Source organism: uncultured Kordia sp. (assembly GCF_947489565.1).
Lineage (GTDB): Bacteria > Bacteroidota > Bacteroidia > Flavobacteriales > Flavobacteriaceae > Kordia.
This window is the reverse complement of record NZ_CANLEA010000013.1, coordinates 101,276-115,923: the sequence shown is the minus strand read 5'-3', so window position 1 is coordinate 115,923 and position 14,648 is coordinate 101,276. Positions and strand designations below refer to the sequence as shown.

Annotated in this window: 11 protein-coding genes; 7 read left to right on the top strand and 4 right to left on the bottom strand. The window is 33.6% G+C overall.

Annotation, left to right across the window (positions count from 1 at the left end; translation table 11 throughout):
- The first annotated feature begins 38 nt into the window (after nucleotides 1-38).
- From Q0845_RS17895 to Q0845_RS17875, 5 genes are all read left to right on the top strand, one after another.
- On the top strand, nucleotides 39-977 hold the full coding sequence (locus Q0845_RS17895; protein WP_298516144.1) for a M23 family metallopeptidase: 939 nt from the start codon (nucleotides 39-41) through the stop codon (nucleotides 975-977).
- A 63-nt stretch (nucleotides 978-1,040) separates the two neighbouring features.
- The gene (locus Q0845_RS17890; protein ID WP_298516142.1) at nucleotides 1,041-1,751 is read left to right on the top strand and encodes a hypothetical protein; all 711 of its coding nucleotides are present in this window, start codon (nucleotides 1,041-1,043) and stop codon (nucleotides 1,749-1,751) included.
- A 3-nt stretch (nucleotides 1,752-1,754) separates the two neighbouring features.
- Nucleotides 1,755-2,303, top strand: a complete 549-nt coding sequence (locus Q0845_RS17885; protein WP_298516140.1) for a hypothetical protein — start codon at nucleotides 1,755-1,757, stop codon at nucleotides 2,301-2,303.
- A gap of 47 nt (nucleotides 2,304-2,350) precedes the next feature.
- On the top strand, nucleotides 2,351-3,223 hold the full coding sequence (locus Q0845_RS17880) for a LytTR family transcriptional regulator DNA-binding domain-containing protein (protein ID WP_298516138.1): 873 nt from the start codon (nucleotides 2,351-2,353) through the stop codon (nucleotides 3,221-3,223).
- A 757-nt stretch (nucleotides 3,224-3,980) separates the two neighbouring features.
- Entirely contained in the window at nucleotides 3,981-5,096 is a 1,116-nt protein-coding gene (locus Q0845_RS17875) for an acyltransferase (RefSeq protein WP_298516136.1), read from the top strand.
- Between the two features lie 27 nt (nucleotides 5,097-5,123).
- On the opposite strand, the gene Q0845_RS17870 is transcribed toward Q0845_RS17875, so the two are convergent.
- The 4 genes from Q0845_RS17870 to Q0845_RS17855 form a co-directional block, all read right to left on the bottom strand.
- A complete protein-coding gene (locus tag Q0845_RS17870) occupies nucleotides 5,124-6,290 on the bottom strand; it encodes a hypothetical protein (RefSeq protein ID WP_298516134.1) in 1,167 nt (388 codons plus the stop codon).
- A gap of 188 nt (nucleotides 6,291-6,478) precedes the next feature.
- On the bottom strand, nucleotides 6,479-8,569 hold the full coding sequence (locus tag Q0845_RS17865) for a DUF2306 domain-containing protein (protein ID WP_298516132.1): 2,091 nt from the start codon (nucleotides 8,567-8,569) through the stop codon (nucleotides 6,479-6,481).
- A gap of 146 nt (nucleotides 8,570-8,715) precedes the next feature.
- Nucleotides 8,716-9,456: a LytTR family DNA-binding domain-containing protein gene (locus Q0845_RS17860; RefSeq protein WP_298516130.1), complete on the bottom strand. Its 741-nt coding sequence runs from the start codon at nucleotides 9,454-9,456 to the stop codon at nucleotides 8,716-8,718.
- A 137-nt stretch (nucleotides 9,457-9,593) separates the two neighbouring features.
- Entirely contained in the window at nucleotides 9,594-10,229 is a 636-nt protein-coding gene (locus Q0845_RS17855) for a peroxiredoxin-like family protein (protein ID WP_298516128.1), read from the bottom strand.
- 205 nt (nucleotides 10,230-10,434) lie between these two features.
- Here Q0845_RS17855 and Q0845_RS17850 point away from each other — a divergent pair, with 205 nt between their 5' ends.
- Nucleotides 10,435-12,945 (top strand): T9SS type A sorting domain-containing protein, encoded by a 2,511-nt coding sequence (locus Q0845_RS17850; protein ID WP_298516126.1) that lies wholly within the window; start codon nucleotides 10,435-10,437, stop codon nucleotides 12,943-12,945.
- 580 nt (nucleotides 12,946-13,525) lie between these two features.
- Nucleotides 13,526-14,083 carry a hypothetical protein gene (locus tag Q0845_RS17845; protein ID WP_298516124.1) on the top strand — a complete coding sequence of 186 codons (558 nt, stop codon included), beginning with the start codon at nucleotides 13,526-13,528 and terminating at the stop codon, nucleotides 14,081-14,083.
- Nucleotides 14,084-14,648 lie beyond the last annotated feature (565 nt).

Genomic DNA, 14,648 nt, shown 5'->3' with positions numbered 1-14,648 from the left:
TAGAAAATCTATGTTAAAAAACTAAATTAAAATTACTCATGAAATTATTGTATTTGTTCGTTTGTACCTGTCTTATTTCTATCACAGCGTACAGTCAGACAAAAGACAGTGTATCTGTTGACACTGCAGTTAAAATTGACACAAAAGCCATCAAAGTAAATCCTGCTTTTCCAGCAGTTTCTATTACTTTGCAAAGCTTACAACATATAGAAACTCCTAAAAAAGACTGGATTGCAGAAAACTGGAACACCAAAGTATTCAATCCGTATAAAAACATTAAAAAGCAATATCCGTTACAAATCAAATTTGACGATAGTACGTATGCCTCGCCTATTCCGCGAAAAAAAGTCATTACTTCTCGTTATGGCTGGCGAAATCGTAGACCACACAACGGAATTGACATTGATTTGATTACTGGCGATCGTGTAATGTCTATGTTTGATGGCGTTGTTCGATATGTAAATTACCATTCAGGACACGGAAAAACAGTTGTTGTACGCCATTTTAACGGCTTAGAGACAGTATATGCGCATTTATCCAAGCAATTGGTAAAAGTGAACGATACGGTCCAAAAAGGGCAAATAATCGGTGCTGGCGGAACTACAGGGAATGCACGCGGAAGTCATTTGCATTTAGAAGTATTGTATCAAGGAATTCCAATTCATCCAGAATATGTGTTCGATTTTTCAAATGAAGACAATTTGATACGAAGCAATGAAATTTGGGTAACGCGTCGTTGGACAAGTGCGTATAGACATAATTCGAAACGAAAATCAAAAATTGAATTGTGCACTACCGAAGAAGAAGCCATTGCTAGCAAAGCGGAAGAAACGAAGGTATATACCGTACGTCGCGGCGATACTTTATCGAGAATTTCAAACAAATACAATGTTTCTATTGCCCGATTGTGTAAAGACAATTCTATTCGTAGAACATCTACCTTGCGTGTGGGACAAAAGTTAATTGTAAAGCAATAAAGTTGATCTTCTTACGATAACTTAGTACATTACATCACTAAGCAAACCGTTAACATTAAAATCATGAGAAATTTATTGTATTTAATGCTCTTTTTAGCATTGACATCTTGTGCTGTTGGAGGACCATCTTATGGACAAGGATATCCTGCTCCTGTAAATTATCAGGCAGATTCATCAATTACACAATCATTATTCAACGACAGAGCGTCTACTATTTCAGAAGAGAATATTAAAAAAATTCTTGACGGAAACTATTCGCTACCCAATAACTTAAGGGTTTCGTTGGTAAAATTGGAAAGCACGCAAAGTCAACAAGGATATTACCGAAACAATGAGCAATATTTAAAATCGCAACAAGAATACTTAGATTTATTTACAGCAAAATTCAAAGCTTCAAATCGTGTAACAAAGATTTCTAAGATTCCAGAGTTACTCATTTCTCACAACCCGACGTTTACAAACATACGAGAAGCTGCCGTACGAACACAATCGGATATTGTTGTGATTTATTCTATCAATAGTGATTTGTATGCGCGTTATAAATTGTTTTCTAAATCAGACATCAAAGCCTTTGCAACCACACAATTGATCATTTTGGACGTTCGAACTGGATTAATTCCATTCTCCACAATTGTGACTAAAGAATTTCAATCTAAAAGAGAGAAAAATGAATTGAACGAAGCCGAAGCAGCCAATCGTATTAAAAACAAAGCAATTTTGTTAACGATTGAAGAAATTGGACAGCGCATCAATGCATTTCTTGCTAAAAAATAATACATGAAGAAACTCACTTTTCTTCTCTTCTTTTGTTCACTTATTGCAATTGGACAAAAGAAGAATCAAGCAGTATCTAAATTAGAGTCGCAACTAGTTTGGACACAGCTTACAGATCGCGTCATAGAAGATTCTAAAAGTAAACATTTTGATTTTACGCATATTAGTCATAGAATCACAGAAGGTTCCATGACACTCATCGATTCAATTAATGGAGCGCAAGTTAAAATAGGTTCAGGAGCATTTACAATAGATACGTATAAAGATAAAAACACAAATCAAATCATAAAATCAAGTCACAGTGATGTCGTAGATTATAATGAAAATGCAAAAAGTGATTTTAAAGGAAAAACTAAAAGATCAAAAATTGATATCTATTACAGCGATGAAAAGCCTGTATTTGCTACTTATCTCGAACTCATTAAGAGCAATAAAAAAATAGTGAATCGCGAATTTTATTATGTTCAATTAGATGTAGATGATCCTTCTCAAAAAGATGTCAGAACGTATATTTTAAGACTTGGCGAATATGAAATTGCTCATAAAAAGTAGTCGTAGTTTCTAAATTCCAATTAAATTAGCGCTTCAATTTTTTAAGCTTGATTACACGAATTTCAACATACATTCGCGAACCGTATCCATACATCTACAATAACAAAAAACAGTTGTTGCTTATTTTGGGAATCATAACATTGCTAAGCTTTGTGTTTTCGTATGTGTTTGAACCGTTTGAAATCAATACTACAGAGCATAAAATGGATCAGATTTGGATTAATTGTGTGCATGCATTTTTACCACTTCCAATTGTATTTCTGTATTTCACGATCGTAAATTGGTTTGTAAAAGACGATTCTCATTGGACTATTGGCAAGGAAATGCTGCATTTGAGCATTGTATTAATTTTGATTGGAATTGGAAGTTTTTTAATTCGCGATCTTATTTACAACAATCCCAACAATTGGTCATTTCGTTATTTTTATGAAGAAATTCGGAATTCCTTTTTTGTCGGTGTATTATTGTTGGCCATTGTGTTGCCTTTAAATTTGCAGCGACTCATTCAAAAGCATTCAAAAAGTGTAGAAAAATTAACTTTTTCTCCATCATTAGAAACCGCGAAATCACAAACCATACACATTGCTTTAGGAAATGAAAACATTCAATTTGACATACAGCAATTTTTGTTTGCCAAAGTAGAAAGTAATTATACTGAGATTTACGTTCTTGACAACGATATTGTGCATAAAACCTTGGTTCGAATCACGTTGAAAGAACTTGAAATACGCTTGCAGGAATTTTCAAATATTTATAAAACGCATCGCTCCTACTTGGTTAATTTAGATAAAATAACTTCCTCTACGGGAAATGCACAAGGATACCAATTGTCGTTGCAAAACTATACAGATACGGTTCCTGTTTCACGTTCAAAACTGAAAGCGTTTGACATGTATTTTTCAAATCTTAAAAAAGAGTAAACGTCACTTCGAGCTCTAAGACAAATAAATAATAACAATTTAGTCGTATATCATTACTAACAAATACGCTTTAAAACATTCGTGCATTCGTGGTTAAACATTAAATACTCAAAAGCCTTTTCATTACGCTTCTCTTGTCACGAATTCACAAATAAATAATATGTAATTACTTATTTATAAATATATCCACGAACAATCTTTTGTATACAATTAAATCTTCGTTTTAATCGTCACTTCGGGTTCTAAGACAAAAAAATGATCAAAGTTTAATCCTATAAAACATCCAAACAAATACACTTTAAAATATTCGTGCATTCGTGGTTAAAAATTCAATACTCAAAAGCCTTTTTATTGTGCTTCTTTTGTCACGAATTCACAAATAAATAATATGTAATTACATATTTATAAATATATCCGCGAACAATCTTTTGTATACAATTAAATCTTCGTTTTAATCGTCACTTCGGGTTCTAAGACAAAAAAATGATCAAAGTTTAATCCTATAAAACATCCAAACAAATACACTTTAAAATATTCGTGCATTCGTGGTTAAAAATTCAATACTCAAAAGCCTTTTTATTGTGCTTCTTTTGTCACGAATTCACAAATAAATAATGTTCATACTAAACTGAATCATCTGTTCATTCTGAGCGGAGCCGAAGCGTGTATTTCGTCACAATTGCTTGTAAATAGTCACATTTGAAAGCATTGCATTCTTTTCTACTGTACGTTTGTCATATCAAAAAAACCAATGATTATGACCACAAAAACACGTAGATATGATTTGGATTGGCTTCGCGTAATTGCCATTCTAGCAGTATATTTTCATCATGTTGGAATGCCGTTTAACGGAGATGATTTTCATATTATGAATACAGAATCGAGCAAACTTTTAGACGATATTATGGTCTTTTTTGAACAGTTTCGCTTGCCATTATTATTCTTAATCTCAGGTACAGGAACTGTTTTTGCTTTTTCGAAACGCACATGGATTCAATTTGCAAAAGAACGTTCTATGCGTTTATTAATTCCGCTATTTTTTGGAGTCTTGCTAATTGTGCCACCGCAGACTTTCTTTGATCATCAAACAGCCTATACTTCCTATTGGGAAATTTATACAAATGCTGATTTTGGCGTGAATCATTTATGGTTTATCGACAACCTTTTTTGGATGTCTCTAGGCATCATTCCGTTTATTTTATTCTTAAAATCGTCGAAATCGGATGCTTTTTTAAAACTTTTTGAACGTTTTACTGCAAAACGCTTCGGATTGTTCGCATTGGTACTTCCATTAAGCGTAGGATTCATCATCCTTAAACAATACTATCCGAGTTATGATAAGGACCTATTCAACTTCTCTTCTACCTTTTTTTATAGCTTTTTCTTTGTATTGGGTATGTTGTTTGCTTCCGCAGAAACGACTTGGATGCATTTAAAGCAGTATCGCAAACAAAACGGAATTTTATTCTTATTCAGTTCCCTCATTTTTTATGCATACTATTTTGTTCCTGGAGAATGGATAGCGCCTTATTTAACCAATACACAAGGTTGGATACTGTGGTATTTGGTGTGTTGTTTGGTTGGCTGGAGCTTTGTCATTGCACTATTAGGATACGGACAAATCTGGTTTCAGAAAAAAAGTTCGCTGGTTCAAAAACTCAATGAAGCTATTTATCCGTTTTATATCCTGCATCAAACCGTTATTGTGGTCTTTGCGTATTACATCGTGCAGTTGGACATTGCTATTCCTTGGAAACTACTTTTATTGTTAATTACCACATTTCCTGTGATTGTCTTGATTTACATATATTTAATTTATCCGTTTCGAGCGATGCGTTTTGTGTTTGGGATGAAATTATTACACGTTGCATAGTTATCATACACCTGAGATGTATGATAACTAATCTTCTGAATCCGACTCTGAATCTGAATGTGTTTCAACATGTAATTGATCTTGTATTTCTTGATGTACAGATTTCGTTTTCTTACTATGCCAATGCTTATTTGGTGCTTTTGATTTTTTGCTATGGTCTTTTTTATGCTTTTTACGTTCTTTTTGAATTTCTTTCAAACGTGCACCATGCAATTTCCTAAACTCTTCAGGATCCCATTCTTTGGCACTTTCAGGCACCATTTCATGATTTAGTAATTCCATATAATGTTGTGGCAATCCAAACTGATTTGGTGTTTCTCTATCTACATTAATTGGTCTATTTGGAAATTTCTTTTTATCTCTTTCATGAACAGTATCTCTTAAAATCTTTTCATGTACTTCGCGTGGTACTTGGAATGATTTGATAGAGAATGTATTTCCAAGTGCTCTTTCATTTGGATTGTTACTTTTTTGATTGTAAAATTCAAGTGCTCTTTCAGGTTCTCCGAAATTAATCCAACCCATAGTTCCCGTGGGTTGATCGTCCCTGCCTTTAATGAATTTATCAATGTGTTTTCTCTTATCATGACTTTTTGGAGGCGTCTTTTTTCCTTTCCCTACATATTCAGCTTTACTAGATTTTGGTGTGTAATTGAATCCTGTAGGAGTATTATTTTTTCCTGTTTTATGCACACTCATATGCGTAAATTTTTCATTGAATTTATTTACTTCAACACGGTACGCAGTTACTAAATCACCTGGTGTTTTTTTAATATTTAATTCATTATCATCTCTTTCAACTGGTTTTACTTTTGAAGCTTGCTTTTTTCTGTAAGCTTCTTTGCGTCGTTTTGCTTTTTTTTGATGCCAATCATGTACTTCTTGTTGTGTGTCATGAGTTACATCTTGACTTAAATCTCCAACAAAATCACCACTTTGTTTCATGCGTCCGCGTCTTCTGCGTTCATTTTTAAAATCTTGGCGACGTGGACGTTTTCCAGAACCTTTATTGCCGCCTCTGACCAATTGATGTATTTCTGAATTTGTACTATTTTTAATCGTCTCTTCAAGTGGTGTTTGCGATCTATTGTCTTCTAACTGAAAGGTAGCTCTTTCAGGAATTTGCAGCTGTTGTATCGCATTCGCTGCTGATTGTTTGGTATTGGTCTCTGTTTTCGTAAGATGCGTCTTCATAAGTATGCATTACAGGTTATTATCTTAAATATAAAAGATTACATGTTAGTAAGCATACTAAAAAGGCAACTAAAAGACTGACTGTCTACGAATTGTATACGTTTGCATCATTTTTTGAAGAAAGCCACTTAACCAATTCATTTACAGCAAGAAAAGGCACTTTGAATCAAGTGCCTTCTCGATATAAATTAGGAACTACTTTTCAATTCTTGAATCTCTTTTCCCAGTTTTTTATTCCAAGGATTCAATTCAAACGATTTTTCCATTAATGGTAATATTTCATTTTCTCTTCCCAATTTACGTAGGCTTTCTATATAATAATCATACACACGATGCGTATAATAGCCCTCGGGATAGATTTCTAAGTTTAATTCATAAAATTGAATGGCTTCCTTATGTTTCCCTTTTTCAGCCAATAATGCTCCGTATTCGTTGATTAAACGTTCGGAAATTGCATAATCAGAATCTTTGGTATATTCAGTTTTAATAAACTCAATAATTTCATGCGTCGATTTCTCTTTTGCTAATAATTCAATCGGTTTTCGATGTAGCATCAATTTTCGTAAAATCCACCAATAACGCCATTCGGGAGTTGAAGTTCTATCTGAAAAATTTAAAAGTGTATAAATATCAACGGTTGTTTTATGTACCACAACAACATTTCGTTTTGGAATTACTGTAATGTATTGCCCAAATGCGCCCCATGCAGTATATGCGCCTTCAAAATCTGGATTGTCATAAAAACGATCAAACAACCACCACATATATCCGTACGAAAACTGTGCAGGACTTGACACATCTTTGTTGTAACGCTTGTTTACGGTATCTTTTGGCGTCACTGTTGTTACAATCTTACGAATCCAATCTTTAGAAATTAGCTGTTTTCCATTCCACTTTCCTTCTTGCAACATCAATTGTCCAATTTTGGCCATATCACGTGTAGAAAGATGCATATTATATGCGGAATAACGAGATTTCGCTGTATTGACAGTTTTATCTTGATTTAGAAGGTTCCAATCTTGAAAACCTAACGGAATTGCTAACTGTTCCTCTAATTCTTTATAGACCGTTTTTCCAATTTTATCTTCCAGAATAAATCCTGCTAAGTTAAAATCCCAATTGTTATATAAAAAATACGTTCCAGGTTGTACACTGCCTCTTTTTTTAAGGTTATTTGTATCATATCCATCATTTGAAGGTAGATGAAATACGCCAGATCGTGCTGTTACAATATGATCAATTTTTGCCTGTTTTTCTATTGCTAACAAACCATCATCTTCGTCAATTCCCATATCTCCAATAGTTTGATTCAAGTCAATAGTTCCATTTTCAACATATTTTCCATACAACATGGCTAATATGCTTTTTCGCACCGAAGCATTGTAACTAATTTCAGAAACATCGCCATATTCGTATACGATTTTTCCGTTTTCAAGCACAATCATACTTGTCGTTTCTGATTCTTCTTTGAGATACGTGTCAATTTCCTGTAATTTCTCTTCTGTAAATACTGAATTTGCTAAGGAACTTGTTTTTTCAAACGCTTCACCTTCAAACGCTGCACTTTTGTACAACCAGGTTTGCGGACTCATATAGGAAACCATTACGATAGTTCCCACAATAATAAATAATCCTATCAACACCTTTTTAATTCTATATTTCTCATAGATAGAAACAAGCAATTCTTTTTTATGAATCCACAAGTAGGCAATTCCAATATTTGGCAACCAACTAGCCCAAACCGAGATGCTATATGCAAAGGCAAAATCTCCCGTAATTTGAATTAACGGATATAAGATAAAACGCAGCATTACAGCCGCAAAACTTCCTACATAACTGTAAATCATGTATTCTCTGTGTTTTGCTACGTTTCCGTTTCGTATGGCTTTATATGCCAAATAGGTAATTACAAACCAAATAAAAGCGCCAAAGGTAAATCCGATTTGTGTGACGAGTCCGCCACTAGCAAAGAATCCTATATAAAAACCTACGGGAGCACTAATAAAGACTGAAAACACATAGATTTTTCCGATGATTCGATGGACTTTTCTGAATTTGTCTCGAAACTTTTTAATGAATTGAAACCAACCTACTAACAACGCAATTCCCCCAAAAGTAATATGAATATAAAATACGGTCATATACACCATACTACTCAATACTTCATCGGGTTTGTTTGCTAGTAAATCAATCGGTACATCTGCTAAGAAATATTTGAGTGGACGAAAACTTATGTAGATGCACAAATAGGCCAATACAAGCCAAGCTAATTTTTTCATTTTTTGATATTTTTTTGATTGATGAATTCAAAAATAACATCAAAAACAGCGCTTTGAAATAGGCAAAACCTACGAAGGTATAAAGTCAGGAATTTTGGTTGAAAATGTGGTGTTTAGGTACAAAATATATCGTTTTAGGTATAAAATTACAGCGCTAAAACTTGCTCTTTATAATTTTTTGATACCGGAAGTTCCATTTGCGTCAATAAAATGGTAGAAGAATCTTTCCACGACTTAAAATGTGTCGGATTTAGTAAGTGTGATCGATGCGTTTGTAATAGAAAATCAAAGTCAGCTTGAAGCTTTTTCAACGAACTACGAATCAATTTTGATTTCAATTTTCCTTGTTCCAAATAGAAAATTTCTACATAATTTTGCGAATTGGAAATACAGATTAAATCCGATTGTTTGATTTTTAAAATATCGAGCTTATTCTCTCCTTTAATCGTAATGCTATCATCTTTAACAGGAATCAATTTAATAGCATAAGTTCGCACCAAAATTAAAATTGGCGTTAAAATTAATATCGAATTCAGAATGATTTCTCTCAGAAATGTAGAAAAATCATAAATGCCTTTTACAAGTGAACTCCTGTAAAAAATATACGTCACAATCGTATAGATAATAAAGAAGAGTATTAATGTAAGTATCTCAAATTCAATACTCCATTTTGTTTTTTGTTGGTAGACTACTTTTTGGAAAATGCTGATAATTCCATAGCATATAAAGGCAAGTATACTAAAACCTAAACTAACGGTCATCCAAACCTTAAAATCCATTCTTCCATGCTCAAAAGGACGAATAAAAAAGGCAAACAAAAATATCCAAATACTGAGAAGCGCACCAATGAGTACGTGTAGTTTAATAGATGGATTGAGTTGTTTCATATGACAAAAATAAGAATGTTCTAAAAATAGACATGATTTTTCACATATTGTTACACCACATTTTGGCATTTCTTCAAAAAGAAAGAGATTACACAAAAAAATATTGCATAATCTCTTAAGTAGCGAATCTCTATTTTTTATAAAGCGGCTAAAATCTCTTGCGGATCTGCGCGTAACTTATAATCTTCTTCTAAAAAGTGGTATGAAATGGTTCCATCTTGCTCAACAATATAAGTTGCTGCAATTGGTAATTCCTGATTTTCATTTCCTTGACTCGTATCTAAGTCAATTCCGAATTTCTTATATAATTCTTGTAAATCTGTAGGCAATTTGTACACTAAATTCAGACTGCGCGCTACGTTCATATCAATATCTGACAAAACTTCAAACGTCAATTCATTTTTTTCTTTTGTTGTCAATGAATTATCGGGCGTTTCTGGACCAATCAAAACCAACTTTGCTCCTTTGGCTTCAAACGCTGGAATAGCTTGTTGCAAAGCTCTTAATTGAATATTGCAATAAGGACACCAATTGCCACGATAAAAAGCAATAATTACTTTGTGTTCTTTTAATATATCTTGAATTCTAATTTGTGCTCCTACGGCATTTCCTAAGGTAATTTCTGGAAGTGTGTCGCCCGTTTTATAAGCTTTCTTAATCATGTCTGAAGCGATCAATTCATCAATCGCTTTTTTCATAATCACTTGTGCTTCTCCGGGATGACGTTGCGCACTTGCGTCCGCATATTTCTGTAACTCAATCGTTAAACTCATTTTGATCTTTTTTTAGCTTTAGACAGAAAAATGGAGCAAAAATTACAAGATTCGCAAAATATTTCACAAATAACTAAATATCAACAAAATGTAATTGAAATTTTAAATCAACTTTAATTATTTATTGTTAAAAAGTAGGGTCTTTTATGAATTGGCTGTTTTACTTCAAAAAATTGTTAACCAACGCTAAACTAAACTATTCCCTATGAAAAGGAAACTCTACCTTGCCTTGGCAGGACTCACCATTTTTGGTTTTTCTGCCGAAACTCAGGCTCAAAATTATCGAGCCGCTGTATTAGATGACGACAGCAACTTTTTTGAAATTGTTGAACAAGAAAATCAAGTTTTAGCGCCAATTCGAAGTAACGAAGACAGAAGAAGCAAAAAGCAAATCAAACAATTTGAACGTTGGAAAGCTTTCTGGAAAGATCGTGTATTGCCAAATGGACGTTTTATGTCTGCTGCACATACCGCAAATCTTTGGAATTCAGAACAAGCACGTCATGCAGATGCTATTGCCAATGGAGAAAGCGTTGCTTCTGTAAACTGGAGTTTATTAGGACCTACTACGTTTCCGGTATCTAATATTGGATTTTATCCTGGTATGGGACGATTAAATGCAGTTGCTTTCGCGGGAAATGACACAAATACTATGTATGTTGGTGCGCCTGGCGGTGGTGTTTGGAAAACAACAGATGCAGGAGCTACTTGGACACCACAAGGTGATGCATTTCCTAATATGGGAATTTCTGATATTGTAATCAATCCTACAAATACAAATACTGTATATGCCGCTACAGGTGATGCAGATGGTGTTCAAAACAGATCTGTTGGTGTATTAAAAACTACAGATGGTGGTGCAAACTGGAACACGACTGGATTAACTTTTACATTAGGAGAAAATGATATTATCGCAAAATTATTAATCGATCCAAACAATCCTGATACCGTTTTTGCAACTACACGAAATGATATCAAAAGAACTACTGATGGTGGAATTACTTGGACAGATGTATTTACACAAGCAGGCGCTGGCTTTAATGATATTGAATACAAATCTGGAAGCAATAGTACTTTATTCGCTACTTCAAGAACGGGTCGTTTTTACAGATCAACCGATAATGGCGTAAACTGGGCACAAGTATCAAGTCCTACATTCAACAGACTAGATATCGCAATTACAGATGCAAATCCTGATTTAATTTTAACCTTAGATTCTGGCGGAAGATTGCGTAGATCTATAGATGATGGTGCTACATGGACTCAAATTTCTAGTATTCCAGGATTCAGTTCTCAAGGTGGATACAATATTACCTTGGCTATTTCGCCGCTAAATGAAAACTTAATTTTAGCTGGTGGTGTTGATGGATGGCGTTCTGCAGATGGCGGACAAAACTGGGAAAAATACTTAGATGGGTATTGGACAGCTGGAAATCCGTATTTCTATGTGCATTCTGATCATCATGATATGAAATTTGTTCCAGGAACTAATATGGCAATTTCAGTAAATGATGGTGGAATTTTTATGGGAAATGCACAATTTGACAATCCTTGGGCAGATTTATCTTCTGGAATCGCTATCACACAATACTATAATGTATCTGGAACTCCACAAAATGCAAACTTATTAATTGCTGGTGCACAAGATAACGACATCGGACAATTTGACGGAATGGATTGGATTGGTAGAAATCCAGGAAGTGATGGTGTTGAAGGTTTATGGGATTACTCAAATAGTGATATTGCTTGGACATGCAGTCAGGCTGGAACTATGTTTAGAACTACCAATGGATTTGCGAGTTCTCAATTTGTAAACACACCTTTTGGAGCGCCATTTGTATGGGAATTGGAAATTCATCCAACAACACCAACTACAATTTATGGAGGTTTCAATGATATATATGAATCTACAGATCGTGGAACTACTTGGACAAACTTAAACTCAAATGTTGGAACCATTGAATTTATCTCTATTTCTCCTTCTGATCCTGATGTAATTTATGTTTCAGGTGGCGGAAATATCAGTAGAACAAATAACGGAGGAACTAACTGGACTCCATTAATGCTTCCACAAGCAGGAAATGTAAAAAGTATTGAAGTAAATGCTACAAATCCAGCTGAAGTATATATTGCGTATTCTGGATATCAAGCTGGAAAAGTATATAAATCAACTAATAGCGGTTTTTCTTGGACAAATATTACAGGAAGTTTACCAAATATTCCAACCCATAAAATTTTATACAAAACAGGAACTACAGATGAAGAATTGTTCTTAGCAACCGACTTAGGTGTGTATTATAGAACGGCTTCCAATGGTGACTGGGTTCGATTAGGACAAGGATTGCCAAATGTAATTGTAAATGATATTGAAATCCATTATGCTACTGAAAAACTAAGAGCTGCAACTTACGGTCGTGGTGTTTGGGAAGTTGACATTGATGAAAATTCTTTATCGGTAGAAGACAATCAATTAGCATCTACTGCAGTACAAGTATATCCTAACCCAACTGTTGATAAGAGCTTTACTATAAAACTCAACAACTTATCAGGTGATACCAATGTATTGGTGTATAACTTAATTGGTTCGGTTGTAAAAGAAATAAAAACGATTTCCGCGGAAGAAAAAATCGATTTGGCAGGTTTTGCTGGCGGTTTATATTTCGTAAAAGTCACGAATGAAGGAAAAAGTCTAACAAAGAAAATTGTTGTTAATTAATGAAGCGGTTTTTGATTTTATTGATTCTTTGCACAATTACACTCAATATAATAGCTTGTAATGAAGGTATTAAGCTGATAACTTCTAAAAAGCAAACTATTATACAAGGTATCAAAAAATCGGCACCGTATACTAAGTATCTTTTTGAGATAGCACTTGATAACACTGTCGATATCAACGTCGACAGTGTTATTGTATTTGATTCGAATCGCTGTTTAAAAGTAAATCATTTCATTTCAAAAAGCACTGCTGGTAACAAACTAACACTACACGCTTCAGTAAATGAAGGGAATTTTACGGTATTGAAAAACGTTAATAATACTACTGATAAAGTACTCATTCATTATAAAGTCAACAACAAAAGTGGCAAATTAAAAGTATCCTCTTTTCAAAAGGAAACAGTGACAAGAAGATAATTTTTGACACTCTATTCACTACTAAATATGCAAAATCCTGGCGTTAAGGGCAACGTCAGGATTTTTTTATGCTGTAACCAATTTTGCTAATAGGTATTGAAACATTAAAAACTCTATTGATAGTTTTGATTTTGATTGGGAAAAGAGTAGCTTATCTTATAATTATGAAAAACATTCTACAAATATTTATAATCTTGATTTCATTGACTGCTTGTGAATCAAAAAAAAGTCACTCAGTTGAGAAGAAAGAAGCAAAATCTGAAATAAAAGCACAAAAAGTTGAACTGACAGAAAGAGAAAAAGAAGAGAAATTAAGAACAAAGATTAATTCTGATTATATCGCTGAATTATCCAAATGTTCTCAAAATACAAACGCAGTAACCAATTTTAATGGGAAAACTGAATTTTGGGAGATTTGTGAAACTGACCAAGGAAAGAGGATACTAAAAATTGAATCGCACAAAAAAACAGAACTTTATGAAGAAGTGTATTATGAGCAAAATGGTGAATTAATTTATGCAGAAGAATCCATAAAATACATGCCGATTAATCATCACGTTTTGCAAACTTGGACTTGCCAATTTTACATAGAAAAAGGAAAACTAGTTTCGCTCATGTCTTTAGGACACGGAAAAACAGAAAATGAAAACTGGAATCCTGAAATAATATTTGAAATGTATAAAAAGCGAATCATTGAATTGAATAAAATTGCGAAGGAATAAAAATTACCCAATCTTCATAAATTGATTGCTAATGTGTTTTTTTATGAAAAAATTTGATAATCAAGAAGATAAAACAGTAGCTGCGAATTTAGGATCAAACATTTCTCGATACAATTTTTTACAAAATCACTCGAAAAGACAATACCAAAATACCAAAAGCGACAGTGCGTCTAAGAGCAAAGCGATACTAAAAATCTAAAAGCACAGCCCGTCTAAAAGTAAAACATTTCTAAACCCAAGGTTTCTAAAGTCGAACTTTTTGATTGAGGATTTGAAAGAGATCAATTTATTTGTTAAAGAACATTCTAACTAGTTTATAGCATCTTAAAGATTAAAACAAAGAAAATGTTATTATAAAAGAAACAGATTGCCACGTCGCTATGCTTCTCGCAATGACGTATCTAACATGTCTAAAATCTAGTAGCAAAGCGATCTAGTATCTAACAGCGAAAGCGGTCTAAAACTCTAAAAACAACTGCGAATTCAGGATCAAACATTTCTCGATACAATTTTTCACAAAATCACTCGAAAAGACAATACCAAAATACCAAAAGCGACAGCGCGT

Bases quoted from the DNA above. Each gene is read 5' to 3' on its own strand.
- Q0845_RS17895 (WP_298516144.1), top strand. From the start codon at position 39: ATGAAATTATTGTATTTGTTCGTTTGTACCTGTCTTATTTCTATCACA.
- Q0845_RS17890 (WP_298516142.1), top strand. From the start codon at position 1,041: ATGAGAAATTTATTGTATTTAATGCTCTTTTTAGCATTGACATCTTGT.
- Q0845_RS17885 (WP_298516140.1), top strand. From the start codon at position 1,755: ATGAAGAAACTCACTTTTCTTCTCTTCTTTTGTTCACTTATTGCAATT.
- Q0845_RS17875 (WP_298516136.1), top strand. From the start codon at position 3,981: ATGACCACAAAAACACGTAGATATGATTTGGATTGGCTTCGCGTAATT.
- Q0845_RS17870 (WP_298516134.1), bottom strand. From the start codon at position 6,290: ATGAAGACGCATCTTACGAAAACAGAGACCAATACCAAACAATCAGCA.
- Q0845_RS17865 (WP_298516132.1), bottom strand. From the start codon at position 8,569: ATGAAAAAATTAGCTTGGCTTGTATTGGCCTATTTGTGCATCTACATA.
- Q0845_RS17860 (WP_298516130.1), bottom strand. From the start codon at position 9,456: ATGAAACAACTCAATCCATCTATTAAACTACACGTACTCATTGGTGCG.
- Q0845_RS17855 (WP_298516128.1), bottom strand. From the start codon at position 10,229: ATGAGTTTAACGATTGAGTTACAGAAATATGCGGACGCAAGTGCGCAA.
- Q0845_RS17850 (WP_298516126.1), top strand. From the start codon at position 10,435: ATGAAAAGGAAACTCTACCTTGCCTTGGCAGGACTCACCATTTTTGGT.
- Q0845_RS17845 (WP_298516124.1), top strand. From the start codon at position 13,526: ATGAAAAACATTCTACAAATATTTATAATCTTGATTTCATTGACTGCT.